This is a genomic window from Nocardiopsis codii (genome assembly GCF_036327455.1).
Lineage (GTDB): Bacteria > Actinomycetota > Actinomycetes > Streptosporangiales > Streptosporangiaceae > Nocardiopsis > Nocardiopsis codii.
This window is the reverse complement of sequence record NZ_JAUZMY010000003.1, coordinates 325,816-348,176: the sequence shown is the minus strand read 5'-3', so window position 1 is coordinate 348,176 and position 22,361 is coordinate 325,816. Positions and strand designations below refer to the sequence as shown.

Here is a 22,361-nt window from a genome sequence, read left to right as displayed (position 1 = left end):
CATGGAAAACCGGTCAACGCGTCCGTTACAGTGACGGTGCGGATCCGACAGGACCGCCCACAACTTCATATTGCTCATCCAGAGGGGTGGAGGGACCGGCCCTGCGAAGCCCCGGCAACCATCTCAGCGCGCACTACTCACGAACCCGTGAGGCGGCTGGGGCAGGTGCCAACTCCGGCCTGGGGACAAGGTGTCCACCAGGGAAGATGAGGGGAGACGCCTCGCCATGGCGATGACCGCCACCGAACCCACCTCCGTCCGCGCCTTCGGCCCCGGAACCGCGCTCTCCTGTCGCGAATGCGGCCGGCGCTACGAGCTCACCCCCCAGTTCGCCTGCGAGTTCTGCTTCGGGCCCCTCGAGGTCGCCTACGACTTCGGGAACGTCACCCGCGCCGACATCGAGAGCGGCCCCAACAGCATCTGGCGCTACCGCTCCCTCCTCCCCGTGCCGGCCAACGTGGCCGAACTGCCCAACATGGCCCCCGGCCTGACCCCGCTGGTGAAGGCCGACCGCCTCGCCGCCGAGCTGGGCATGGACTCCCTGTACGTCAAGGACGACTCCGGCAACCCCACGCACTCCTTCAAGGACCGCGTGGTCGCGATCGCCGTCGAGGCGGCCCGCACCTTCGGCTTCACCACCCTGTCCTGCTCCTCGACGGGCAACCTGGCCGGCGCCGTCGGCGCCGCCGCGGCGCGCGCCGGGTTCGAGTCCTGCGTGTTCATCCCCGCCGGGCTGGAGGAGGCCAAGGTCGTCATGGCCGCCGTCTACGGGGGCAAGGTCGTCGCCATCGACGGCAACTACGACGACGTCAACCGCTTCTGCTCCGAGCTGATCGGCGACCCGGTCGGCGAGGGCTGGGGGTTCGTCAACGTCAACCTGCGCCCCTACTACGGCGAGGGCTCCAAGACGCTGGCCTACGAGATCGCCGAGCAGCTCGGCTGGCAGCTGCCGGAGCAGATCGTCATCCCGATCGCCTCCGGGTCCCAGCTCACCAAGATCGACAAGGGGTTCCAGGAGCTGATCAAGCTCGGCCTGGTCGAGGACCGCCCGTACCGGATCTTCGGCGCCCAGGCCACGGGGTGCTCGCCGGTCGCGCAGGCCTGGGAGAAGGGCATCGACGTCATCCAGCCGGTCAAGCCCGACACCATCGCCAAGTCGCTGGCCATCGGCAACCCGGCGGACGGACCGTACGTGCTCGACATCGCCCAGCGCACGGGCGGCTCCGTGGAGCACGTGAACGACGACGAGATCGTCGACGCCATCAAGCTCCTCGCCCGCACCGAAGGCGTCTTCGCCGAGACGGCGGGCGGCGTCACCACGGGTGTGCTCCGCAAGCTGGTGCGCGAGGGCAGGCTCGACCCCGAGGCCCGGACCGTCGTGCTCAACACCGGCGACGGACTCAAGACCCTCAACGCGGTGGACGCCGGTGTGACCGCCACGATCAAGCCGTCCCTGAGCGCCTTCACCGACGCCGGCCTCGTCTGACCGCCGTCCCGGCGACCCAGGCAGTCCCGGAGGGCCGCGCACCGGCCCGCCGCCCCACAGCAGAAGGAAGAACAACGCCATGAGCGCCAGCGTCCGCGTACCCACCATCCTGCGCACCTACACCGACGACGCCTCCGAGGTCGAGGCGAAGGGCGCCACCCTCGCCGAGCTCCTCGACGACCTGGAGGCCAACTACCCGGGCATCCGCGCCCGCATCCTCGACGACAACGGCAAGGTGCGCCGCTTCGTCAACGTGTACGTCGGCGACGAGGACGTGCGCTTCGAGAAGGGCCTCCAGACCGAGATCGCCGACGGCGCCAAGGTCTCGATCATCCCGGCGGTCGCCGGGGGCTGCTGACCGGTCGGCACGGCGCCGACCGGCGCCGTCCGCCACCGCCCGCGAGGGGGCGGCCCGTCATCCCGCGACGAGCGGGAGGCCCGGGGCCGCCCCCTCGCCGCGTCCGCGCCCCTTGTGGTCCCCGCCCGCGCTCCGGCCCGGGGGGGCGGGCCCCGGCAGTGATGCGGCCCCGGCCCGATGGTCGTGCCCGCCCTGCTCACCACGGGTCCCCGGCCAGGGGATATTCGCTTTCCCGCGCCGGGGGAGGCGGTTAGCCTGCGGGGATGAGCGACGAGATCCGGGCGTACGAGGAGCGGGACAGGGACGCGGTGGTCGCCCTGTCCCTGAGGGCGTGGGAACCGGTGCACGCGTCGATGCGGCGGGAACTGGGCGACCGGCTCTACCTGCACATGATCCCGGACTGGCGCGTCAGCCAGCGCGCGGTGGTCACGAGGGCCCTGGAGTCCGAGGAGGAGCACGTGTGGGTCTCCGTCTCCGGCGGTGCCGTCACCGGGTTCGCGTCCGTCCGGCTGCGCCCCGCGCCCGGTGCGGAGGGCGAGGACGGCGCGGGGGACGGCGGATCCCGCCGCGGAGAAGGGGAAGTGACGTTCCTCGCCGTCGACCCCGGCCACCAGGGGAGGGGCGTCGGGGTGGCTCTCACGGAGTTCGCGGTGGACTGGATCAGGGACCGGGGCATGGGTCTCGCGATCATCGAGACCGGGGGCGACGAGGGCCACGCCCCGGCGCGGAGCACCTACTCCCGGGCGGGGCTCACACCGATGCCGATCGTCCGGTACTTCAAGAAGCTCTGACGCGCCGTGTCCTCCCGCGAGTCCCGATTCGCTCCTGACGGCACTGTCCGAGCAGGCACGGAGGGTGGCGGAACCTGTCCGCTGAGCGCGGAAAACAGCTCATGATGGGGTGTATGTGCAGGTCGGGGCTGTTATGAGGGGTGGGGAAATCGTGACCACATCGTTTGCACTCTCCATGGCCGAGTGCTAAAAAGGGACCTGGTTAGCACTCGCCTTCCTTGAGTGCTAACCGGATCGAGGCTGCGAGACCGTGGCATCCGACAGCAGGGTTGTCGGAGCGCTCCGGTCGTCCGTCGCGGGCGCATGCCTCGTCCCATCGCGTATCAGCCCGGTCACGGGAGGACAAGAATCCAATGGCAGCCAAACTGATCGCGTTCGACGAGGAGGCCCGTCGCGGCCTCGAGCGCGGTATGAACCAGCTCGCGGACGCAGTCAAGGTCACGCTCGGCCCGAAGGGTCGCAACGTCGTTCTGGAGAAGAAGTGGGGCGCCCCCACGATCACCAACGACGGTGTCTCCATCGCCAAGGAGATCGAGCTCGAGGACCCCTGGGAGAAGATCGGGGCCGAGCTGGTCAAGGAGGTCGCCAAGAAGACGGACGACGTCGCGGGTGACGGCACCACCACCGCCACCGTGCTCGCCCAGGCCCTCGTCCGCGAGGGGCTGCGCAACGTCGCCGCCGGCGCCAACCCGATCAGCCTCAAGCGCGGCATCGAGGCCGCCGTGGCTCGCATCAACGAGGAGCTCGGCAACCTCTCCAAGGACATCGAGACCAAGGAGCAGATCGCCTCCACCGCCTCGATCTCCGCCGGCGACCCCCAGATCGGCGAGACCATCGCCGAGGCGATGGACAAGGTCGGCAAGGAAGGCGTCATCACCGTCGAGGAGGGGCAGACCTTCGGGCTCGAGCTCGAGCTCGCCGAGGGCATGCGCTTCGACAAGGGCTACATCTCGCCCTACTTCGCCACCGACCTCGAGCGCATGGAGACGGTCCTCGAGGACCCCTACATCCTCATCGTCAACTCCAAGATCTCGAACAACAACGAGTTCCTGCCCGTCGTGGAGAAGGTCCTCCAGGCCGGTCGCCCGCTCGTCGTCATCGCCGAGGACCTGGAGGGCGGCGCCCTCCAGACGCTGATCGTCAACAAGATCCGCGGCACCTTCAAGTCCGTCGCCGTCAAGGCTCCGGGCTTCGGTGACCGCCGCAAGGCCCAGCTCGGCGACATCGCCGTGCTGACCGGCGGCCAGGTCGTCACCGAGGAGGTCGGCCTCAAGCTGGAGAACACCGAGCTCGACATGCTCGGCCGCGCCCGCAAGGTCGTCGTCACCAAGGACGAGACCACCATCGTGGACGGCGCCGGTGACGCCACCGCGATCGCCGGTCGCGTGAACGAGATCCGCAACGAGATCGAGCGCACCGACTCCGACTACGACCGCGAGAAGCTCCAGGAGCGTCTCGCCCGCCTGGCCGGCGGCGTGGCCGTCATCAAGGCCGGTGCCGCGACCGAGGTGGAGCTCAAGGAGCGCAAGCACCGCATCGAGGACGCCGTCCGCAACGCCAAGGCCGCGGTCGAGGAGGGCATCCTGCCCGGCGGTGGCGTCGCGCTGCTGCAGGCCAGCGTCCCCGCGTTCGCCAAGCTCGACCTGGACGGTGACGAGGCCATCGGCGCCGACATCGTTCGTCGCGCCATCGCGGAGCCGCTCAAGCAGATCGCCATCAACGCCGGCCTCGAAGGCGGCGTCGTGGCGGAGAAGGTCCGCAACCTGGAGCCCGGTTTCGGCCTCAACGCCGCCACCGGTGAGTACACCGACCTGTTCAAGGACGGCGTCATCGACCCGACCAAGGTCACCCGCTCCGCCCTGCAGAACGCGGCCTCCATCGCTGGTCTGTTCCTGACCACCGAGGCCGTCATCGCCGAGAAGCCGGAGAAGGCGTCGGCTCCGGCCGGCGACCCGACCGGTGGCATGGGCGGCATGGACTTCTAGGACCTCCTGGAGTTCTGGGGTCCGATACGCGACCTCGCCCGCGACGACCGGGCGGCCCTTCGGGGCCGCCCGGTTTCGCTGTGTCCGGGGCCGGTACCGCCCCACTGCCGCCGTGCCGGCCGCGCCCGTGTCCGGCATTCGGGGGACCCGGGTCGCGGTCCGCGCCGCCGACACCGCCGGACCCGGGGCGGTGTGCGCGGAGGATCGCCGATCCGGCCGAAGGGCGTCCCTCGGCCGGCTGGGCCGCGCGTGCGGACTCAGGCGTCCCCGTGCCAGGCGTGCCAGAGGCCGGCGTACGAACCCCCGAGAGCCAGCAGTTCGTCGTGGCTGCCCAGCTCGCTGATCCGTCCGCCCTCCACCACGGCGATCCGGTCGGCGTCGTGCGCGGTGTGCAACCGGTGCGCGATCGCCACCACCGTGCGCCCCGACAGCACCCCGGCCAGCGACCGCTCCAGGTGACGGGCAGACCCCGGGTCCATCAGCGACGTCGCCTCGTCCAGCACCAGCACCTCCGGGTCGGCGAGCACCACCCGGGCCAGCGCGAGCTGCTGCACGTGGGCCGGGTCCGGCGGCAGGTGCCCCGACCCCACCCGCGTGTCCAGGCCCTCCGGCAGCGACCGCACCCACGTGTCGGCGTCCACGGCGGCCAGCGCCTCCCACAGCCGGTCCCGGTCCACGTCGGCGGCGTCCAGGGCCAGCGCCAGGTTCTCGGCGACGGTGCCCCGGAACACGTGGCTCTCCTGGCTCAGCAGGATCGCCCGTTCGCGCCGCAGCTCCGGCGACAGCCCCGCCATGTCCGCCCCGCCGACCCGGACACTCCCGGAGGTCGGCCCGTGCACGCCCGCGACAAGCTTGCCGAGCGTCGACTTGCCCGACCCGCTCGGTCCGACCACGGCCAGCCGCTCACCGGGACGCAGGACCAGGTCCACCCCGTGCAGGACCTCCTTGCCGGTGTAGCCGAACCGCACGCCGCGCACCTCCACCGACCCCGGGACGTGCTCACCGGCCGCCTCCGCGGCGCCCGTCCGCTCCTCGGCCAGCCGCACCCCGAGCAGGCGCCGCAGGCTCGTGAGGCCCATCATCAGGCTGTCCACCTGGTCCACCAGCTGTTCCACGGGCCGGGTCATCTGCACGGACAGGAAGACGGCCGTGGCGATCTGGCCCACGGTCAGCAGCCCGTTCGCGTACAGGGACCCCGCCACCAGGAACGTGCACGCGGTCGCGAACAGGTAGGCGAACTCCAGCGGCGGGTACCACACGCACCGCAGCCACAGCGTGTACCGCTCGGCCAGGTAGGCGCGGTGCACCATGTCGTCGGCCCGTGCGGTCTGGCGGATCTGGCGCCCCAGCGCCTCCAGGGTGTGCGCCCCCTCCACGGTGTCCGTGACGCTCTGCGTCAGGTCGGAGTAGGTCGCCAGCTCCCGGACATACCCGTCGGGGGCCCGGCGGGAGTACCAGCGGGTGGACGCCCAGATGATCAGCAGGGACGGCGCCCAGGCCAGGAGCAGCGCGGGGTGCAGCAGGCTGATCGCGGTGACGATGACGGCCACCGTCACCGTGCTCACCGCCACGACCGGCACCGAGTGGCGCACCGTGTGGCTCAGGTGGCCGATGTCGCGGCCGGACCTGGCCACGAGGTCCCCGGTCCCGGCGCTCTCGACCGTTCCGAGCGGCAGGCGCAGGACCGCGCGGACGAACTCCTCGCGCAGCTCGGCCAGCACCTCCTCCCCGAAGCGGATCGACTGCGCCACCGACACGAGCGTGAACCCGGCGTGGAACAGCAGGCTGACGACGATCACCACGGCGAGCAGGTCGATCCGGTCCGGGGCGGCCCCTCCGCGAACCGCGTCGATGACCATGCCGAGCACCCACGGGGCGACCAGCGCGGCCAGTGCCGCCAACCCGTACAGGGCCACGACGGCGAGCAGTGCCCGGCCGTGGTCGCGTCCGGCCTGCCGCAGCCGTGCCCGGACCATGGGAAGCGACGCGATCGGCAGCGCGGCGGTCGCGGCCCGCGGCGCCGGCGGGGCCTCGTGGGGTGTGGTGTGTGCGGTGGTCCGGGTCATGGCTTCCCACTCGTGGAGACGGTGCGCAGGACGGTGGAGGCGTAGTCGGGGACGGTCGCGAGCAGGTCCCGGTGGGAGCCCTCGGCGACGACGCGCCCGCCGTCCACGAACAGGACGCGGTCGGTGTGGTCGAGCAGGAGCGGGCTGGTGGTGACCAGGGCGGTGGTGCGCCCCTCGCGCTCCTCGGCCAGCCGTGCGCCGATGGCCGCCTCCGAGTGGGCGTCCACGGCGGAGGCCGGTTCGACCAGGACCAGGATCTCGGGGTCCAGGCCGAACGCCCTCGCGAGCCGGAGGCGCTGCTGCTGGCCGCCGGAGTACTCGCGTCCGCGCTCGGTGAGCAGTGCCCCGAAGCCCGCCGGGGACTGGCGCACGACGTCGTCGGCGCAGGCGGCCCGGACCACGGCGGCGAGGCGGTCGTCGGACAGCCCGCCGTCGGGGGACAGCTCCTCGCGGAGCCTGCCGGAGAAGAGGTGGGCGCCGTTGGACGCGACCAGGACACGGCGGCGCACGTCGCGCAGCGGAAGGTCGCGCAGGCGTACCTCCCGCCCGGTCCCCCGTTCGACGAGCAGGGCGTCCGAGCCGTCCCCGTCCCCGTCGCGGTACCGGCCCAGGCGCTCGGCGAGAGCGGTCGCCCCGGCCGCGTCGGAGCACACCACCCCGGTGGTGCACCCGGCTGCCACGACGACCCCGCTGGAGGGGTCGCGCAGGTCGCACGGGGCCGAGGGGGCCTCCGCGGGGTGCTCTGGGTCGGGGTGGTCGTGCTCCAGCGAGAGCACCCGGACGACGCGTCCCGCCGCGACCCGGGCGGAGACGAACTCGGACGAGGCCTGCATCAGGTACCGCACCGCCACCGCCAGGTTGCCCGTGTACCCGTAGAACGCCACGAGCTGGCCCACGGTGATCTCTCCTGCGAGGGCCAGTCGGGCGCCGTACCAGACGATGCCCACCAGCAGCAGCCCCGGATACAGCTCGCGGACGGCCTGGAGGGCGGCGTCCATCCACCCCACCCGCACACCCGCGGCGCGCACGCGCTGGGACTCGTCCCGGTAGCGGTCGCCGACGGTGCGCTCCCCGCCCACACCCCGCAGGACCCGCAGCCCGGCGACCAGGTCGGTGGCCCGCGTGGTCAGTTCGGCCTGCCTGGTGCGGTGGTGCTCCTGCCGTCGGGAGAGGGGGCGCAGGAGCGGCACCATGCCGAGCATCATCACCGGCACCGCGACGAGCACGATCAGGCCGAACTCGGTGTGCGACGAGAGCATGAGGACGCTCACCGCGCCGACCGTCATGACGGAGGCGGGGATCAGCGCCGACTCGTAGTAGAAGTCGCCCAGCCTGTCGATGTCGTCCGTCCCGACCGCGACCACCTCGCCGGACGGCAGCCGCCGGGTGAGGGTGGGGCCCAGGGCGACGGACCTCGCGATGACGACCTGCACGGTGCGGTAGGCGGACGCGTACCAGTTGAACGACTGGGCCCGGTTTCCCAACGGCACGAGGAGCGTGCTCAGCAGGGTCAGCGCGGTGAGGACCCCGAACCAGGTCAGGAGCGACCCGGGGTCGCCCTCCACCACGCCGGAGTCCAGGGTGGCGCCGACGGCCGCGGACATGAGGACGCCGCAGAGGCGGTAGACGCCGGTCACGCCCCCCGCCCACGCGAGCGAGCGCCACTCCGCGCGGGCGAGCCACAGGAGGAAGCGGTTGGCCGAACGGTGGTCGGGAAGCCCCGGAGGCTGAGGAAGTACACGCACAGTTCTCGGACTGTAACCAGCGAACCGGGGCGGGGCCACTCGTTTTTCGGGGCCGGTCCGCCCCGTCGTGCCTGTTCGCCGGGGGTTTCCGGCGGGCCGGGGGGTGGCCCCCGAGGTCAGGCGAGGGCGCCCTCGGCGTGCAGCAGGTCGATCAGGCGGCGCACCGCGGGGGCGCACCTCTCCCGCTCGGCGAAGCCGATCCAGTCCAGTTCGGCGATCTCGTTGGCCACCGCGGGCTCCCCGTCGTGCTCCGCGGAGTAGCAGGCCAGCCGCACCCGCGTCCCCGGGGCCTTGTCGTAGGCGAGTTCGTCGATGACCGCCACCCGCCGGAACGTCCCGGGGCGGAGCACCACGCCGACCTCCTCCCGGGCCTCACGTGCCACGGCGGCCTCGTCGCTCTCACCGGGCTCGCGCTTGCCGCCGGGGAGGTAGAACAGGTCGACGCCTTCGGTGCGGACGCACAGCAGCCGTCCGTCGCGCACGTGCACCCAGGCCAGGGCGTCGATCACGGCGGGGGTACCGGGCTGTGCCGGTGAGGTCGAGGACATGGCCCCACTGTAGGGCGGGGAGGGAACCGCCGGACCCGCGTCCCCGGGGGACCGGAAGGGCGTTCGGTCGGATCGCCCTGGAGGCCGAGCGCGGTCGGCGCGAGCTCTGGCGCGACGCGGTCGTCGCTCCCTGACGCGGCGGACGGCGAGGTGCGCGGTCCCGCCCCCTCCGCCGGCCGGACGGGACGTGCCGCCCGGGAGGGGCGGGGCGTCGGGGGCACGTGTGACGAGGGGCGCGACCGGGGAGGTCGGGGCCGTGCGGCGCGGTCTAGAGTTCTGCCCATGGACTTCCTGGCAGCCAACCCCCTCCTGGTGAGACAGCCCAAGAACCTCCTGGCCGTGAACTCGGAGTACTTCTGCTTCGACCACACGGGCCGCCAGGTCGCCCACGTGCGCCAGGACGCCTCCGACGCGGGCAGCCGACTCCTCCAGCAGTTCGCGACGGGCAGCACCCGGGACACGCTGTTCGTCGGCGACGTGTACGGCCACCACCGGCTGACCATCCACAAGAGCTGGTCGTGGATGACCGCCACGACCGCCGTGAGCCTGCCCGACGGGCGCCGGGTCGGCACGATCGAACAGGACCTCACCTTCTTCCGTGCGGCGTTCACCCTGCTCGACCCGTGGAAGCGCAGGCTCGGCACGATCGAGGGGGACCTGCTCGGGCGCGACTTCAGGATCAACGACCACCACGGGCACGAGGTGGCCCGTGTGGACCGCCGGCTGCCCGACCTGGGCGAACTCTTCACCGCGGCGGACACCTACGTCCTGCACCACCGCTACGCGGGCCTGCCCGAGCCCCTGCGCACCCTCGTGGTGGCCTCGGGCGTCACCATCGACCTGGTCCTGCGCGAAGGGAGTTCCGGGACCGCCTTCCTCTGAGGCGTAGGGACCCGGCCCCGCCCCTACCTCCGCGCGGTCAGCCCGGCCACGGCCTCCCGGTCCTCCTCCCCGAACCTCTCCTCCAGCTCCTCCGGAGCCGAGTCCAGGTCGATACGCGCCAGCGGAACCCCCCGCGCGGACTCGATCGCCCCGAGCCGCCGCAGCGCCCGGTCCCCGGCGTACTTCAGCAGTTCGCCCGGCGGCAGCTCGTAGCGCCCCAGCCCGGAGCTCCCGGACGGCTCCTCGCCCCGCTCCACCGTCGACATCACGTGCGGCAGCAGCTCGTCGAGCCGTTCCCGCACCACCTCCCAGTTGCCGTCGTCGGCCGCGACGTGCCTGCGGCACGTGAAGGTGCCCCACGCCATGTGCCGGCGTTCGTCGTCGCCGATCCTCCGCACGATCTGCCGCATCCCGGGGAAGATGTCCCGGACCGTGCACACGTGGTTCCAGGCGTAGTAGCCGGTGAGCGCCAGGGAGCCCTCGATGATGTGGTTGTAGGTCACCGACGCCCGCACCTGGTTCCGGGGGCTCGGGTCGTCCAGGAGCGCCTCCAGCGATCCGGGCAGCTCCTTGTAGAACAGCGCCCGGTAGCCCGGGTTGGCGTCCACGTGCTCGTGGAGGTCGTCGTGCACGCCGAGGGCGTCCAGCCACAGCCGGAACGCCTGCACGTGCTTGGCCTCCTCGAACGCGAACTGGGTCAGGTACATCTCGTCGCCGAGCCTGCCCTCCGCCGCCATCGCGCGGAGGAACGGCTGGAGGTCCTCGGTCACGGCCTCCTCGCCCGCCACGAAGAACGCGCACAGCCGCAGGATGCGCTCGCGCGCCTCTCCACCGAGCTTCTCCCAGTCCTCGGCGTCCCGACCGAGGTCGATGTCCGCCGGGTCCCAGAAGCGGGCATTGCCCTTGGCGAACAGCTTGAGCGGCAGGGAGTCCCAGTTCAGGCCGCCGTGACGGAGCGAGTGGAACCCCGTCCGGTACGCGGAGGGGGAGGAGCGCGGGGGCCCCGTCGCGGGGGCGGGCTCGTCGGGCACGGGAGGACCTCCAGGGGGTGGACTGCCCTCATGATTGGACACGAGGGGGTCTCGTGTAAAGGGGCCGAGTGGCTTCCGTCGCCCAGGGGCCGAATGTGGTTCGGTCAGGAGCGCCCCGAACCCGCTCCTCGCACCCTCGCGGTCGGCATCACCGACGATCCACCCCTCTCCGGAGCGGTACGGTCGGGGAGTACCGCCCGCACTGAACGATCCGATCGGGGGACGACGTGTTCTGTGGTGATCCCGGCACCGCCGGTTACGCCGCCTGCGCCGCCCAGACCCAGCTGTTCGCGCTGGCCTCCGCCATTCCCGCGCTCCTCGGGATGGTGCTCCTCATGGCCGCCTTCACCGCCCCGTCCGTTCGCGGGGACCGGATCCTGCGCACCCGCACCCTCAGCTACTCGCTGGTGGCGTGGGGCATCGCCGCGGGCACCTACGTCATCGGCGGCCTGCCCTCCGTCTGACGGCCCCGGGGTCCCGGCTCTGGGCCCGAAGACGGCGTCCGCACCCTGCCCTCGCCCCCGCCCCCGCCCCTGCTCCCGCCCCCCTCTGCCGTGATCTTGTACTTATAGCGAGGTTCGGGCGTCGAGATCGGCTATAAGTACAAGATCATCGGGGGTGGGGGGTAGGTGGGGGCGGTCAGCTCCCGTCGACCTGTCCGGCGGCCTATCTATACAAAGCGAGTATACGCGGCGTGTATAGTCGCCGACATGACTCTCGGCCAGACATTCCTGGGGCTGCTCGAAACCCGCTCCCAACACGGATACGACCTCAAACGGGCCTACGACGAGCGCTTCGCCGGCCCACGGCCGCTCGCCTACGGTCAGGTGTACGCCACCCTCTCCCGCCTGCTCAAGCACGGGCTGGTGGAGGTGGAGGCGATCGAAGCCGGCGCGGGCCCCGAGCGCAAGCGCTACACCGTGACCGACTCCGGGGTCACCGACGTCGAACAGTGGCTCGCCACACCGGAGAACCCCGAGCCCTACCTCCAGAGCACCCTGTACACCAAGGTCGTGCTCGCCCTGCTCACCGGCCGTTCGGCCGACGGGATCCTCGACGTCCAACGCGCCGAGCACCTGCGCCGGATGCGCGAACTCACCCGCCGCAAGACCGACGGGGACCTGTCCGACCAGCTCATCTGCGACCACGCCCTGTTCCACCTGGAAGCCGACCTGCGGTGGCTGGAACTGACCGCCGCCCGGCTGAACGACCTCGCCGACGAGGTGCGCGGCAGATGAGCCGACCCGCCTCCCACGCCCTCCCCGGCCGCCTCCCCGAGGACCTCGGACCTCCCCTGCTCACCGGCTCCGGCCTGCGCAAGGCCTTCGGCCTCACCCAGGCCCTGGAGGACGCCTCCCTCGACCTGTACCCCGGCGAGGTCGTCGCCGTCATGGGCCCCTCCGGCTCGGGGAAGTCCACACTCCTGCACTGCCTCGCCGGCGTGGTCCGGCCGGACGCCGGGTCCATCGAGTACGACGGTCAGGACCTGGTGACCGCCTCGGACACCCGGCTCAGCGCGCTGCGCCGCTCGGAGTTCGGCTTCCTGTTCCAGTTCGGCCAGCTCGTCCCCGAACTGTCCTGCCTGGAGAACGTCGCGCTCCCCCTGCGGCTCGGCGGGCGGCCCCGCCGCCGGGCGGAGCACGCCGCAGCCGAGTGGCTGGACCGGCTGGACGTGGGCGAACTCGCGCACAAGACCCCCGGCGAGTGCTCGGGCGGCCAGGGCCAGAGGGTCGCGGTGGCCCGGGCCCTCATCACCCGCCCCCGGGTGGTGTTCGCCGACGAACCCACGGGCGCCCTCGACTCCCTCAACGGGGAACGGGTGATCCGCATGCTCACCGAGGCGGCCCGGGAGTCCGGGGCCGCCGTGGTCGTGGTGACGCACGAGGCCCGGGTGGCCGCCTACGCCGACCGCGAGGTCGTCTGCCGGGACGGCCGCACCCTCGACGTCGGAGGGCCGGGATGAGCCCACGAGACGGCACACCCGCCGGAACCGGTCCGGAACGCGACCGCCCGTCCCCCCTCGGCGAACTCCTGCTGGGCGCGCAGCTCGCCCTGCGCGGCGGCCGGGAGGTCGTCCTCCGGAGCGTCCTCACGGCGATCGGGGTCGGCGCGGCCACCGCCGGGCTGCTCCTGACCGCCGGCCTGCCGACCGCCCTGGACCACCTGTCCGAGCGGAACGCGGCCCGCGTGGACCACCAGGTGGCCCCCACCCCGGCGCCCCCGGCGGGCGACGACACCCTGCTGATCGGCGTCGCGACCACTGTCCACGAGGGGCAGGAGGTCCACGGGCGACTCCTCCGGGCCGAGGGGGCCGACCCCCCGCTCCCGCCCGGCGTGACCGAGATCCCCGGGCCGGGCGAGCTCCTCCTCTCCCCCGCGCTGGCCGACCTGCTCGACGCCCCGGGCACGGAGGCCCTCCGGAACCGGTTCGACCACCCCGTCGTCGGGGAGATCGGCCCCGAGGGGCTCCTGGGACCGCACGAACTGGCCTACTACCTCGGCAGCGAGGACCTGGCCGTGGAGAACGCCGGTATACGGATCACCGCGTTCGGAGGGGAGCCCGGCCCCGTCGTGCGGGGGCCGGTCGTCGCGCTCCTCGGCATGGTGGGCGCGGTCGTCATGCTCACCCCTGTCGTGGTCTTCCTCGGTGCGGCGGTGCGCTTCGGCGGTGAACAGCGTGAGCGCCGCCTGGCCGCGCTGCGGCTCATGGGGGCCGACCGCCGGGCCGTCCGGCGCGTCGCGGCAGGTGAGACCCTTCCCGGTGTCGGGCTCGGCCTGGTGCTCGGGGCGGTGCTCTTCCTCGCCGGGCGTCCGATCGTGGAGACGGTGCGGGTGGGACCCGGCCTGTACGCCGGGGACGTGACACCGCACCCCGTGCTCGGCGCACTGGTGTTCGCCGGGGTTCCGCTGCTCGCCCTGTGGGTGGTGCTCGCCTCCCTGCGCGGGGTCGTGGTCGAACCGCTCGGCACCGTGCGCCGCGCCGAACGGCCGCGCCCCAGGGTGTGGTGGCGTCTGCTGCTCCTGGTGCTCGGGGTGGTCCTGATCTGGCTGAGCATGGACCTCCAGACGGTCCAGCGACTGGGCCTGAACGGGGGCGGGGGGCTGCCGATGACGGTGCTCGGGCTCCTGGCCGCGCTGCTCGGCACTACCGCCGTGCTGCCCTGGCTGGTGGACCGGCTGTTCGGACGCGCCTCGGGCGGCCCCCTCTCGCTCCAGCTCGCCCAGCGCCGGCTGGCGGCGGCGGGTGGCGGGCCCACCCGGGCTGTCAGCGGCATCGTGGTGACCGTCGCGGGGGCCATCGCACTGCAGAGCCTGTTCGCGAACGCCTGGGCCGATGCGACGGTGACGCTCGCGGACACCGCCGACGAGGCGTACGCGGAGACCGAGTTCGGTTCGTCCCGGTTCCAGGTCCAGGCGAACCTGTGGATGCCCCCCGCCGACGACGACCCCGCCGGGACCGTGGCGCGCGTGCCCGGTGTGGAGGAGGCGGCGGCCTTCCGCACGGTGTGGGGCACCACCGGCGACGGTACCGACGTCCCGGTCCGGATCGCCGACTGCGACGTCCTGCAACAGATGGCCGACCTGCCGGCTTGTTCCCCCGGGGACGTGTTCAGCGCGCTGCCCGGACTGGAGGCCGGCGACACCCTCATGGTCCGCCCGAGGGAGGACGCGACGGAGAGCGACTGGGTGCTGCCCCCGGTCTCCGGTTTCGAGGGAGCGCTGCTCGAACACCCCTGGAACGCCATGGGGCACACGGCGCGGGACGTCGTCCTCGCGACCCCGGAGGCCGCCGCGGTACCCGAGGAGATCGCCGGCCGGAGCACGATCTGGATCAGGGCCGACCCGGCCGTCCCCGGAATGGAGGAGGGGCTCAGGCACACCGTCGGGTCCCTGGACCCGACCGCGCGCCTGGACGTCCCGATCACCACCGTGGTCAACCCGGCCATGGCCGACATCCGTGACGCGCTCGTCGCCGGAGCCCTGGCCTGCCTGACGGTGATCGCCGCCGGACTGGTGGTGGGCACGGTCGAGCAGATCCGCGGGCGCCGGCGGGTACACGCGGTGCTCACAGCGTTCGGCGCCCGGCGGAGCACGCTGGTGGCCTCGGTGGTGTGGCAGACCACGCTGCCCGTGTTCCTGGGCATCGTGCTGGCCACGGCGGTGGGCACCGCCCTCGGGGTCATGGTCCAGAGGGTGGCCGGGCTCCCCGTGCGCTTCATCCCGATGGAGACCCTCGTCATCGCGGGTGCGGGCGTGGGCGTGGCGGCCCTGACCACCCTGCTCGCGGTACCCGCGCTGCTGCGGACGATGCGCCCGGAGGGCCTGCGTTCGGAGTGAGCGGGGCCCGGTCGGGCGACACGGGTCCTCGGTGACGGGGGCCGGGACCGGGGACCCGCCGCCCGGGGCCGCCCCTGCTCCCGTCTCCGGAGAGGGCGTCCGCACCCTGCCCCCGCCCCCGCCCCCGCCCCCCACTGCCGTGATCTTGTACTTATAGCGAGGTTCGGGCGTCGAGATCGGCTATAAGTACAAGATCACCGGGGGTGGGGGGCGCATCACCGGGGGTGGGGGGCGTCCGGCGCCCCGGCCCGTTCCTAGATCTCCTCGCCTGCCAGAAGGTCCGTCGCGTCGGCGATCCGGTACGCGTACCCCTGCTCGGCGAGGAAGCGCTGGCGGTGCGCGGCGTAGTCCTGGTCGAGGGTGTCCCGGGCGACCACCGCGTAGAAGCGCGCGGCGCGGCCGTCCGTCTTCGGGCGCAGGACCCGGCCCAGGCGCTGCGCCTCCTCCTGCCGGGACCCGAAGGAGCCCGACACCTGCACCGCCACACCGGCCTCGGGCAGGTCGATGGAGAAGTTCGCGACCTTGGAGACCACGAGCGTGCGCAGCTCACCGGAGCGGAAGGCGTCGAACAGCCTCTCCCGCTCCTTGTTGCGGGTCTCGCCCTTGATCACAGGGGCGCCCAGGGACGCCCCCAGGTCGTCCAGCTGGTCGATGTAGGAGCCGATGACCAGCACCTGCTCGTCCGGGTGGCGCTCCACGATCTCCCGCACCACCGAGGTCTTCGTCTCGGACGACGCGCAGAACCGGTACCGGTCCTCGGGTTCGGCGGTCGCGTAGGCCAGGCGCTCGGACTCCGACAGGTCCACACGGACCTCCACGCAGTCCGCCGGGGCGATCCACCCCTGGTTCTCCATGTCCTTCCACGGGGCGTCGTAGCGCTTCGGGCCGATGAGCGAGAACACGTCGCCTTCGCGGCCGTCCTCCCGCACCAGCGTCGCGGTGAGCCCCAGACGGCGCCGGGCCTGGAGGCCCGCGGTCATCCGGAAGATCGGTGCGGGCAGCAGGTGCACCTCGTCGTAGACCACGAGGCCCCAGTCGCGTGCGTCGAAGAGCTCCAGGTGCGTGTACACGCCCTTCCGCTTGGCGGCCATCACCTGGTAGGTCGCGATCGTGACCGGCCGGATGTCCTTGCGTGTGCCCGAGTACTCGCCGATCTCGTCCTCGGTCAGGGACGTGCGCTTCAGCAGTTCGGTCTTCCACTGGTGCACCGACACGGTGTTCGTCACCAGGATGAGGGTGGTCGCCCCGGTGAGCGCCATCGCCGCCGCGCCCACCACGGTCTTGCCCGCCCCGCACGGCAGCACGACCACGCCCGACCCGCCGGCGTGGAAGCTCTCCGCTGCCTCCTTCTGGTATCCGCGCAGCTCCCAGCCGTCCTGGTCCAGGTCGATGGTGTGGGCCTCACCGTCGACGTACCCGGCCAGGTCCTCCGCGGGCCAGCCGATTTTCAGCAGCGCCTGCTTGAGGTTGCCGCGCTCGCTGGGGTGCACGGACACCGAGTCCGCGTCCAGCCGGTCGCCCAGCATGCCCTTGAGCTTCTTCGCCCGTACGACCTCCTCCAGCACGGCCCGGTCGGAGGACTCCAGGACCAGCCCGTGCACGGGGTCGCCGACGATGCGCAGCCGCCCGTAGCGCTGCATGGTCTCGGCGATGTCCACCAGCAGGGAGTGCGGCACCGGGAACCGGGAGAAGCGGATGAGCGCGTCCACGACCTGCTCGGCGTCGTGCCCGGCGGCACGGGAGTTCCACAGCGCCAGCGGCGTGATCCGGTAGGTGTGCACGTGTTCGGGTGCGCGTTCCAGCTCGGCGAAGGGCGCGATGGCTCGGCGGCACTCACCGGCGAGCTCGTGGTCGACCTCGAGCAGGAGCGTCTTGTCGGACTGGACGATCAGGCAGGACACACGAACCTTCAATCTCGCGGGTCGGGGGCGGCCTCAGGTGCAACGCGTCCGGGCCCCCGATCATGCCCTGAGACCGAAAGACCTGTCGTGGGCGGCTCCCGCCTGCCGGAACGGCGCCCGCCTGCGCCGGTGCGACCGCATGCGCTGCTCCGGGTGGCCGTCGCGACGCGGACGGAAGGTCAGGCCTCGGAGGTGGCGATGGCGAAGCCGATCAGGCACGCGCAGACGGCCAGGATGCCCAGGACCACCCCGTTGGCGATCCAGGCGTAGCGGAGGTGCCGCCGCGCCTTGTCGGGGTCGGTCTTCTCCGTCATGGAGAGCGCCGAGAAGACGAGGCCGACGACCCCCAGGGCCCCGCAGCAGGTCACCACGAGGAGGATGGACACCACCAGCGCGAGGATCGCGCTCGTCTGGTTGGGCGCGGCCTCCCGGTACGGTTCCACGGCGTAGCCGTACGCGGGGGCGGGTTCGCCGTAGCCGCCGGGCTGGGCGCCGTATCCGGCCGGGGCCCCGTAGCCGCCGGTCGGCTGGGGGTAGGGGTCGCCGTAGGGGCTGGGGTGGCCGCCCGACGGGGCGCCGTGGGGGTCGCCGTAGGGGCTGGGGTGGCCGCCCGACGGGGCGCCGTGGGGGTCGCCGTAGGGGCTGGGGTGGCCGCCCGCGGGGGTGCCGTAGGGGTCGCCGGGAGGCCCGGGCTGCCAGTTCTCACTCAAGGTCGTGATCTCCGAGACGTGTGGGTGTGGGGATTGCGGGAGGGACGCCTGGCGCGGCGTCGGGAGCGGGGCGGGGGCGCCGAGAGGTCCGGTGGGGACCGGTCAGACGCTGAGGATGATCACCGCCAGGACCATGATCGGGATGAGGAACACCACCGACAGCACGGCGTAGGCGAAGTTGCACGCCCACGAGTACCGGAGGAAGCGCTCGACCTCCGCCGCGTCAGGGTTGCGCACGACCGCCATGATCCCGAAGCCGATACCGGGCACGTTCGCCACCAGGAGGAAGAACCACATCCCCAGGTACAGCCCCAGGGCGGGCACCACCAGGCTGAGCAGCGCCACCACCAGGGCCGCGACCGCTCCGCCCAGCCGGGCCGGAGGGCCGGTCGGCCCCGTTCGGCGGTGGTCGCGCGGGGAGGGGCCGGTCGTCGGGGTTCCGGGGACCGGTATCCGTGCGCCGACCGCCGCCGAGGGGCGCACCGAGCCGAGCGTGGAGCCCTGCTCCCGCTCCCAGAAGGCCTTGGGTCCGCCCTGGCCGCTCATCACCGCTCGTCCCGCCTCCCGCCGTCGCCGAGGCCGCCCTCGCAGCCGTCACATACTGCCGCATACCCAGACCGTCGCGTGTGGACCCGGGCCCGACGGCACGGTTCGCCAAGCGGCGGTCAGTAGTTGGTCACCGGGACGATCCCCTGGATCCACGACCCCGCCTGGGTGAACATCACGAACGTCAGGACCAGCATCACGAAGAGCATCACACCGCCTGCGCCCAGGCAGTACCAGGAGTAGCGGGTGAGCGTCTCCGCCTGGTCGGGGCGACCGCGGTCGCGCGCGTGGGCGGCACGCACCGCGAACACGATCCCGGCGACCCCGAACAGCCAGTTCGCGCAGCACACGAAGGTGATCGCGTGCAGGATCAGGGCCATGGTCGAACTGCTGGACCCGCCGGGGGCCGCCGTCCGGGTCTCCTCGCGGGAGTCGTCCCGCTCGTCACGCTCGTCCCGGTCAGCGCCGCGGCGCCCCCGGTCGTCGGGGACGTCCCGCCGTGGCGCCTCCCGGCCGGTCCCACGGCCGCCGCCGCGGTCGTCTCGTCCGTGCTCGCGGGGGGACGATGCCCCGGGGGGCAGCGGTGCGTCGCTCATGGGGGTGTCTCTCGCTGTCGGTGGGTCGACCAACTCGCCCCCACCCTAGTCGGTCGGGGCCGCCACGAGCCTGCGCGTGCGCGGCGGGCTCGTGCCCGCCCCCCGGTCGAGTTCGTCGTCCCGCTCGTCGACCGCAGCGGCGAAGGGGTACAGGAACTCGCGCCACTGTCCGGGGGCGGGCCGCGGGCCGGGGCGGAACGCGCCGGATCACCGACTCACGCCCGCCCCGGGAGGGCCGGTCCGGGAGCGACCGGACCGACGCGGGCTCATGCCAGTTCCGCGTCCAAGGTGATCGTCGTACCCGCGAGCGCCTGGCTCACCGGGCAGGTGTCCTTGGCCGTCCGCGCTGCGGCCTGGAAGTCCTCGGCCGACAGCCCCGGGACCGATGCCCGGACCTTCAGCACGATCCCTGTGATCCCCTCGCCGGGCTGGAAGGTCACCGACGCCTGGGTCCGCACGCTCTCCGGCGGGGTCCCGGCCCCGGCCAGGCCGTGGGACAGCGCCATCGAGAAGCAGGTGGCGTGCGCGGCACCGATCAGTTCCTCCGGGCTGGTCCGCCCGTCGGGCTCCTGGGACCGCGAGGCCCACGTGACGTCGAACGTGCCCGCTCCGGAGGAGTCCAGGGACACGGTGCCCGATCCGTCCAGGAGCGCACCCGCCCAGTTCGCTGTCGCGGTACGTGTGGTCGCCATCCGGCGCCCCCTCTGCATCAGTGGTGAAAGAACGACAGAACGCTACCGAAGGCGGGAGCGCGCCGCGCCGACCGCCCGGAGTCCGCCTACGCGCGCCGGGCCGCCGGTACACGGCAGGGTCCGGCCGGGAGCGGGGGAGGTCACCCGCCGCTCCGGCCCGCCCCTGGCCCGTCCAGCTCGGCGACCGCGTTCACGCGGTGCACGGCGAACCGGTGCACGGCCGCGCGTGTCGCGTCGTACGCGGTGAGGAAGCCCCCGTCCACGCCCGACGGCTCCACGATCCGGCTCACCTGCCGCCCGTCCGTGTCCGTGTAGCCGATCCACACCCGCCGGCCGTCCTTCGCCGCCCGGGTCAGTGCGTCCAGCACCGCCGCGGTCCGCGACCCCGGAGGTCCGTCCTCGGGCAGGGGGATCGGCCTGCGCGCCACCGTGGACGCCTCGTCCCCGGCCCGGACGGCACGCACGGCCGCGCGCGCCATCTCCCGGAAGGAGCCCCCGGGCGGGGGCGGGGCGTCCACCGGGTCGGCCCGCCGCGCCTCGGGGCGGCTCAACCGCATGGACCCGTCCCCGCTCTCGGGCACGGGGTGGTAGCCGAGCTGCCGCAGCCGCTCCATCAGGGAGGCCCGGTTGGCGCGGCTCGCCACCACGGTGGGCGCCAGCCTGAACAGTCCCAGGTCCTGGGTGCGGCGGTCGCTGAGCAGTTCCTCCAACAGTGCGGGCTCGTCACAGCGCAGGTAGCTGGAGGCGGAACCGGCCCGCAGCCGACCGTGCCGCCGCCCCACGTCGGACACCAGGTAGCGCAGCGCCTGGGGGAGCGGGGTGCGCGAGTGGCGTTCGAGCAGCGCGGTGATGTCGGCGACCCCCTGCCCCGCGTCGAGAGCGCGGCGGACGGACTCCTCCGTGAAGCGGTAGACGGTGGCGCCCCCGGTGGACTCCACGTCGGCGACCAGCGCCAGGTCGCGGGCGAGGCCGGTCACGAGGGGGCCGGGTGCCACCGCGGTCAGGTCGCCCTGGACGAGCACGTAGTCCAGCGGCTTCGGCATCTCCGCCGCGAGGATGCCCGCGGCGTCGTCGTCCTCCCCGTCCAGGAGCGGACGGGTGTGCTCGGCCAGCGCCCCGCGCCCCGTCAGCCCGAGCGCCGCAGCCTCGGAGGCGGCGATCTCCACCAGCTCGGCGTAGACGGGGGACTGGCGGCGAGGGCGGCGCCAGGACAGGCGGGCGGACAGCGACTCGGGCAGCACCGCGAACCCGGGCGGCGCGGTGGCCATCTCGCCCAGCAGGTCCCGGCGCGACTGCGGGGCGGCGGGCCGGACCAGCCCGGCCCCGAGCACGTTGCGCACCCGGCCGCCGGAGTCGCGTGAGCCGTTCAGGGCCGCGACCCGGTCGGAGTCCAGCCACGCCGAGGCCAGCCGCAGCCAGCGGCGTTCGGGCGGGGTCTCCCGCCACAGGTCGTACGCGCGGGTGGGCAGCCACTCGCCCTCGACCCGGTCGTCGGTGCCGAGCAGCCCTGCGGCGTGGGCGACCTCGACGAACAGGGCGGCGGTGGTCTCGTCGGTGTCCATCGCCTGGGCGGCGCGACGCAGGTCGCGCACTCCCAGGCCGCCGTTGCGGAGGACGGCGGCCGGGTCCTGGGACCAGCGCTCCAGGAGTTCCTCGATCGCCCGCAGGACCGTGAACGCCTGTCCGGCCGCCGCCCGGGTGACGGCGTCCGCGGGGTTCTCGGTGCCCGCGACCGGCGGCGGCGCGGTGGTGACCTCGCGGAACAGCTGTCCTGAGCGCAGGGCCAGGGCGGCCTCGCGCGGGAGGGTGAGGGTGTCCTCCCCGCTGGGGAGGAGCAGCGCGCGGGAGATCAGGGTCTCGACCGGGGAGGAGGCCGTGGCGAGGGAGACCTCGCGGCGGGCGTCGGAGACGGTCCCGTTGGGAGGGCCCCACGCCATACCGTCCAGCAGCCTGCGCGCCTGCGGGCCGACCTGCCCGATGAGGCCCAGGACGCGCGCGGGGTCGGCCAGGAAGGTCGCGACGGTCTCGACGGGCGTGTGCGCGGTGCTGTCGGGGACGAGGTCGCGGGCGAGCCGCGTGGCCGCCCCGTGCGGCAGTCCGTTGAGCAGAACACGCGCGGGCGGTCCGAGCTGTGCCGGGTGGGGGATCAGCTCGCGGAGGACCTGGACGGGACGGATCCGCCCCCGGTCGGGCCAGACGAGGGCCAGTTCCAGCAGGGTGTCCAGGGCGTCGGTGAGGGGGTCGCCCGCGGGGGCGGCCACGGTCGGCGTCCCCCCGCGCGCCGTGGTCGCAGCCCCGTCCGCCGCGCCGGGGCGGGGGAGTGTGCCCAGCGCCTCGGCCAGGTCCACGGTCCGCACCCCCACCGGCTCGGACAGCCGGTCGTCGCCCAGTGCGATCACGGCCTCCAGTACCTGGAGGGTGAACCGGTCCAGCCGTTCGAGGACCCGCAGGACCGTGTTGCGGCTGGTGGCGCGGGCGGCGAGCGCGCCGATGTCGGCCGGGACCGGCTGCACCAGGTCGGGCCGTGCGGAGAGCAGGGCGGCCAGTTCCCCGTCCGACCGGCTCCGCAGCCAGGAGGTGAACGTGGGGGGACGGCCCGTGGCGGAGGCCGCGGGGGTCCCCTCTCCTGGGTCGTGCTCGTCGGGTGCTGCGTTGTCGGTCATCGGGTCCACGCTAAGCGATGCCG

General features: G+C 73.1%; 19 protein-coding genes and 1 riboswitch. Of the genes, 9 read left to right on the top strand and 10 right to left on the bottom strand.

Features of this window, described 5'->3' with window-relative positions:
* The first annotated feature begins 71 nt into the window (after positions 1-71).
* A riboswitch (SAM riboswitch) is annotated at positions 72-213 on the top strand.
* Between the two features lie 13 nt (positions 214-226).
* The 4 genes from thrC (at position 227) to groL (ending at position 4,620) form a co-directional block, all read left to right on the top strand.
* On the top strand, positions 227-1,486 hold the full coding sequence (gene thrC, locus Q8791_RS05275; protein ID WP_330090424.1) for a threonine synthase: 1,260 nt from the start codon (positions 227-229) through the stop codon (positions 1,484-1,486).
* Positions 1,487-1,565: 79 nt separating this feature from the next.
* Complete coding sequence (locus tag Q8791_RS05270) at positions 1,566-1,844, top strand: ubiquitin-like small modifier protein 1 (protein ID WP_330090423.1); 279 nt, start codon at positions 1,566-1,568, stop codon at positions 1,842-1,844.
* Positions 1,845-2,107: 263 nt separating this feature from the next.
* Positions 2,108-2,635, top strand: a complete 528-nt coding sequence (locus tag Q8791_RS05265; RefSeq protein WP_330090422.1) for a GNAT family N-acetyltransferase — start codon at positions 2,108-2,110, stop codon at positions 2,633-2,635.
* 353 nt (positions 2,636-2,988) lie between these two features.
* Positions 2,989-4,620 carry a chaperonin GroEL gene (groL, locus tag Q8791_RS05260; protein WP_330090421.1) on the top strand — a complete coding sequence of 544 codons (1,632 nt, stop codon included), beginning with the start codon at positions 2,989-2,991 and terminating at the stop codon, positions 4,618-4,620.
* A gap of 257 nt (positions 4,621-4,877) precedes the next feature.
* On the opposite strand, the gene Q8791_RS05255 is transcribed toward groL, so the two are convergent.
* The 3 genes from Q8791_RS05255 to Q8791_RS05245 form a co-directional block, all read right to left on the bottom strand.
* Complete coding sequence (locus tag Q8791_RS05255; protein WP_330090420.1) at positions 4,878-6,686, bottom strand: ABC transporter ATP-binding protein; 1,809 nt, start codon at positions 6,684-6,686, stop codon at positions 4,878-4,880.
* Complete coding sequence (locus Q8791_RS05250; RefSeq protein WP_330090419.1) at positions 6,683-8,431, bottom strand: ABC transporter ATP-binding protein; 1,749 nt, start codon at positions 8,429-8,431, stop codon at positions 6,683-6,685. Before Q8791_RS05250 ends, Q8791_RS05255 begins: the two co-directional genes overlap by 4 nt.
* A gap of 116 nt (positions 8,432-8,547) precedes the next feature.
* Positions 8,548-8,979: an NUDIX hydrolase gene (locus tag Q8791_RS05245; protein ID WP_330090418.1), complete on the bottom strand. Its 432-nt coding sequence runs from the start codon at positions 8,977-8,979 to the stop codon at positions 8,548-8,550.
* A gap of 282 nt (positions 8,980-9,261) precedes the next feature.
* Between Q8791_RS05245 and Q8791_RS05240 the strand changes: the two genes are divergently transcribed.
* Positions 9,262-9,861, top strand: a complete 600-nt coding sequence (locus Q8791_RS05240; RefSeq protein ID WP_330090417.1) for an LURP-one-related/scramblase family protein — start codon at positions 9,262-9,264, stop codon at positions 9,859-9,861.
* 23 nt (positions 9,862-9,884) lie between these two features.
* Here the strand turns inward: Q8791_RS05240 and Q8791_RS05235 are convergent, their stop codons facing one another.
* Positions 9,885-10,892 (bottom strand): R2-like ligand-binding oxidase, encoded by a 1,008-nt coding sequence (locus Q8791_RS05235; RefSeq protein WP_330090416.1) that lies wholly within the window; start codon positions 10,890-10,892, stop codon positions 9,885-9,887.
* Between the two features lie 227 nt (positions 10,893-11,119).
* Here Q8791_RS05235 and Q8791_RS05230 point away from each other — a divergent pair, with 227 nt between their 5' ends.
* The 4 genes from Q8791_RS05230 (at position 11,120) to Q8791_RS05215 (ending at position 15,230) form a co-directional block, all read left to right on the top strand.
* Positions 11,120-11,356: a hypothetical protein gene (locus Q8791_RS05230; protein ID WP_330090415.1), complete on the top strand. Its 237-nt coding sequence runs from the start codon at positions 11,120-11,122 to the stop codon at positions 11,354-11,356.
* A gap of 246 nt (positions 11,357-11,602) precedes the next feature.
* Positions 11,603-12,130: a PadR family transcriptional regulator gene (locus tag Q8791_RS05225; RefSeq protein ID WP_330090414.1), complete on the top strand. Its 528-nt coding sequence runs from the start codon at positions 11,603-11,605 to the stop codon at positions 12,128-12,130.
* Positions 12,127-12,855, top strand: a complete 729-nt coding sequence (locus Q8791_RS05220) for an ABC transporter ATP-binding protein (protein ID WP_330090413.1) — start codon at positions 12,127-12,129, stop codon at positions 12,853-12,855. The genes Q8791_RS05225 and Q8791_RS05220 overlap by 4 nt, the downstream gene beginning before the upstream one ends.
* Positions 12,852-15,230 (top strand): ABC transporter permease, encoded by a 2,379-nt coding sequence (locus Q8791_RS05215; protein ID WP_330090412.1) that lies wholly within the window; start codon positions 12,852-12,854, stop codon positions 15,228-15,230. The genes Q8791_RS05220 and Q8791_RS05215 overlap by 4 nt, the downstream gene beginning before the upstream one ends.
* Before the next feature lie 254 nt (positions 15,231-15,484).
* Here Q8791_RS05215 and Q8791_RS05210 read toward each other — a convergent pair whose 3' ends face one another.
* From Q8791_RS05210 to Q8791_RS05185, 6 genes are all read right to left on the bottom strand, one after another.
* The gene (locus Q8791_RS05210; RefSeq protein ID WP_330090411.1) at positions 15,485-17,131 is read right to left on the bottom strand and encodes a DNA repair helicase XPB; all 1,647 of its coding nucleotides are present in this window, start codon (positions 17,129-17,131) and stop codon (positions 15,485-15,487) included.
* Positions 17,132-17,310: 179 nt separating this feature from the next.
* Positions 17,311-17,841 carry a hypothetical protein gene (locus tag Q8791_RS05205; RefSeq protein WP_330090410.1) on the bottom strand — a complete coding sequence of 177 codons (531 nt, stop codon included), beginning with the start codon at positions 17,839-17,841 and terminating at the stop codon, positions 17,311-17,313.
* A 102-nt stretch (positions 17,842-17,943) separates the two neighbouring features.
* Positions 17,944-18,387, bottom strand: coding sequence for a hypothetical protein (locus Q8791_RS05200; protein ID WP_330090409.1), 444 nt, complete (start codon positions 18,385-18,387; stop codon positions 17,944-17,946).
* 119 nt (positions 18,388-18,506) lie between these two features.
* The gene (locus Q8791_RS05195; RefSeq protein ID WP_330090408.1) at positions 18,507-18,983 is read right to left on the bottom strand and encodes a hypothetical protein; all 477 of its coding nucleotides are present in this window, start codon (positions 18,981-18,983) and stop codon (positions 18,507-18,509) included.
* A gap of 266 nt (positions 18,984-19,249) precedes the next feature.
* Complete coding sequence (locus Q8791_RS05190; RefSeq protein ID WP_330090407.1) at positions 19,250-19,675, bottom strand: OsmC family peroxiredoxin; 426 nt, start codon at positions 19,673-19,675, stop codon at positions 19,250-19,252.
* 140 nt (positions 19,676-19,815) lie between these two features.
* Complete coding sequence (locus tag Q8791_RS05185) at positions 19,816-22,338, bottom strand: helicase-associated domain-containing protein (protein ID WP_330090406.1); 2,523 nt, start codon at positions 22,336-22,338, stop codon at positions 19,816-19,818.
* Positions 22,339-22,361 lie beyond the last annotated feature (23 nt).

What these genes read in the sequence shown, in the direction of transcription:
- thrC (WP_330090424.1), top strand. Translation starts at nt 227, where the DNA reads ATGGCGATGACCGCCACCGAACCCACCTCCGTCCGCGCCTTCGGCCCC.
- Q8791_RS05270 (WP_330090423.1), top strand. Translation starts at nt 1,566, where the DNA reads ATGAGCGCCAGCGTCCGCGTACCCACCATCCTGCGCACCTACACCGAC.
- Q8791_RS05265 (WP_330090422.1), top strand. Translation starts at nt 2,108, where the DNA reads ATGAGCGACGAGATCCGGGCGTACGAGGAGCGGGACAGGGACGCGGTG.
- groL (WP_330090421.1), top strand. Translation starts at nt 2,989, where the DNA reads ATGGCAGCCAAACTGATCGCGTTCGACGAGGAGGCCCGTCGCGGCCTC.
- Q8791_RS05255 (WP_330090420.1), bottom strand. Translation starts at nt 6,686, where the DNA reads ATGACCCGGACCACCGCACACACCACACCCCACGAGGCCCCGCCGGCG.
- Q8791_RS05245 (WP_330090418.1), bottom strand. Translation starts at nt 8,979, where the DNA reads ATGTCCTCGACCTCACCGGCACAGCCCGGTACCCCCGCCGTGATCGAC.
- Q8791_RS05240 (WP_330090417.1), top strand. Translation starts at nt 9,262, where the DNA reads ATGGACTTCCTGGCAGCCAACCCCCTCCTGGTGAGACAGCCCAAGAAC.
- Q8791_RS05225 (WP_330090414.1), top strand. Translation starts at nt 11,603, where the DNA reads ATGACTCTCGGCCAGACATTCCTGGGGCTGCTCGAAACCCGCTCCCAA.
- Q8791_RS05220 (WP_330090413.1), top strand. Translation starts at nt 12,127, where the DNA reads ATGAGCCGACCCGCCTCCCACGCCCTCCCCGGCCGCCTCCCCGAGGAC.
- Q8791_RS05215 (WP_330090412.1), top strand. Translation starts at nt 12,852, where the DNA reads ATGAGCCCACGAGACGGCACACCCGCCGGAACCGGTCCGGAACGCGAC.
- Q8791_RS05200 (WP_330090409.1), bottom strand. Translation starts at nt 18,387, where the DNA reads ATGAGCGGCCAGGGCGGACCCAAGGCCTTCTGGGAGCGGGAGCAGGGC.
- Q8791_RS05195 (WP_330090408.1), bottom strand. Translation starts at nt 18,983, where the DNA reads ATGAGCGACGCACCGCTGCCCCCCGGGGCATCGTCCCCCCGCGAGCAC.
- Q8791_RS05190 (WP_330090407.1), bottom strand. Translation starts at nt 19,675, where the DNA reads ATGGCGACCACACGTACCGCGACAGCGAACTGGGCGGGTGCGCTCCTG.
- Q8791_RS05185 (WP_330090406.1), bottom strand. Translation starts at nt 22,338, where the DNA reads ATGACCGACAACGCAGCACCCGACGAGCACGACCCAGGAGAGGGGACC.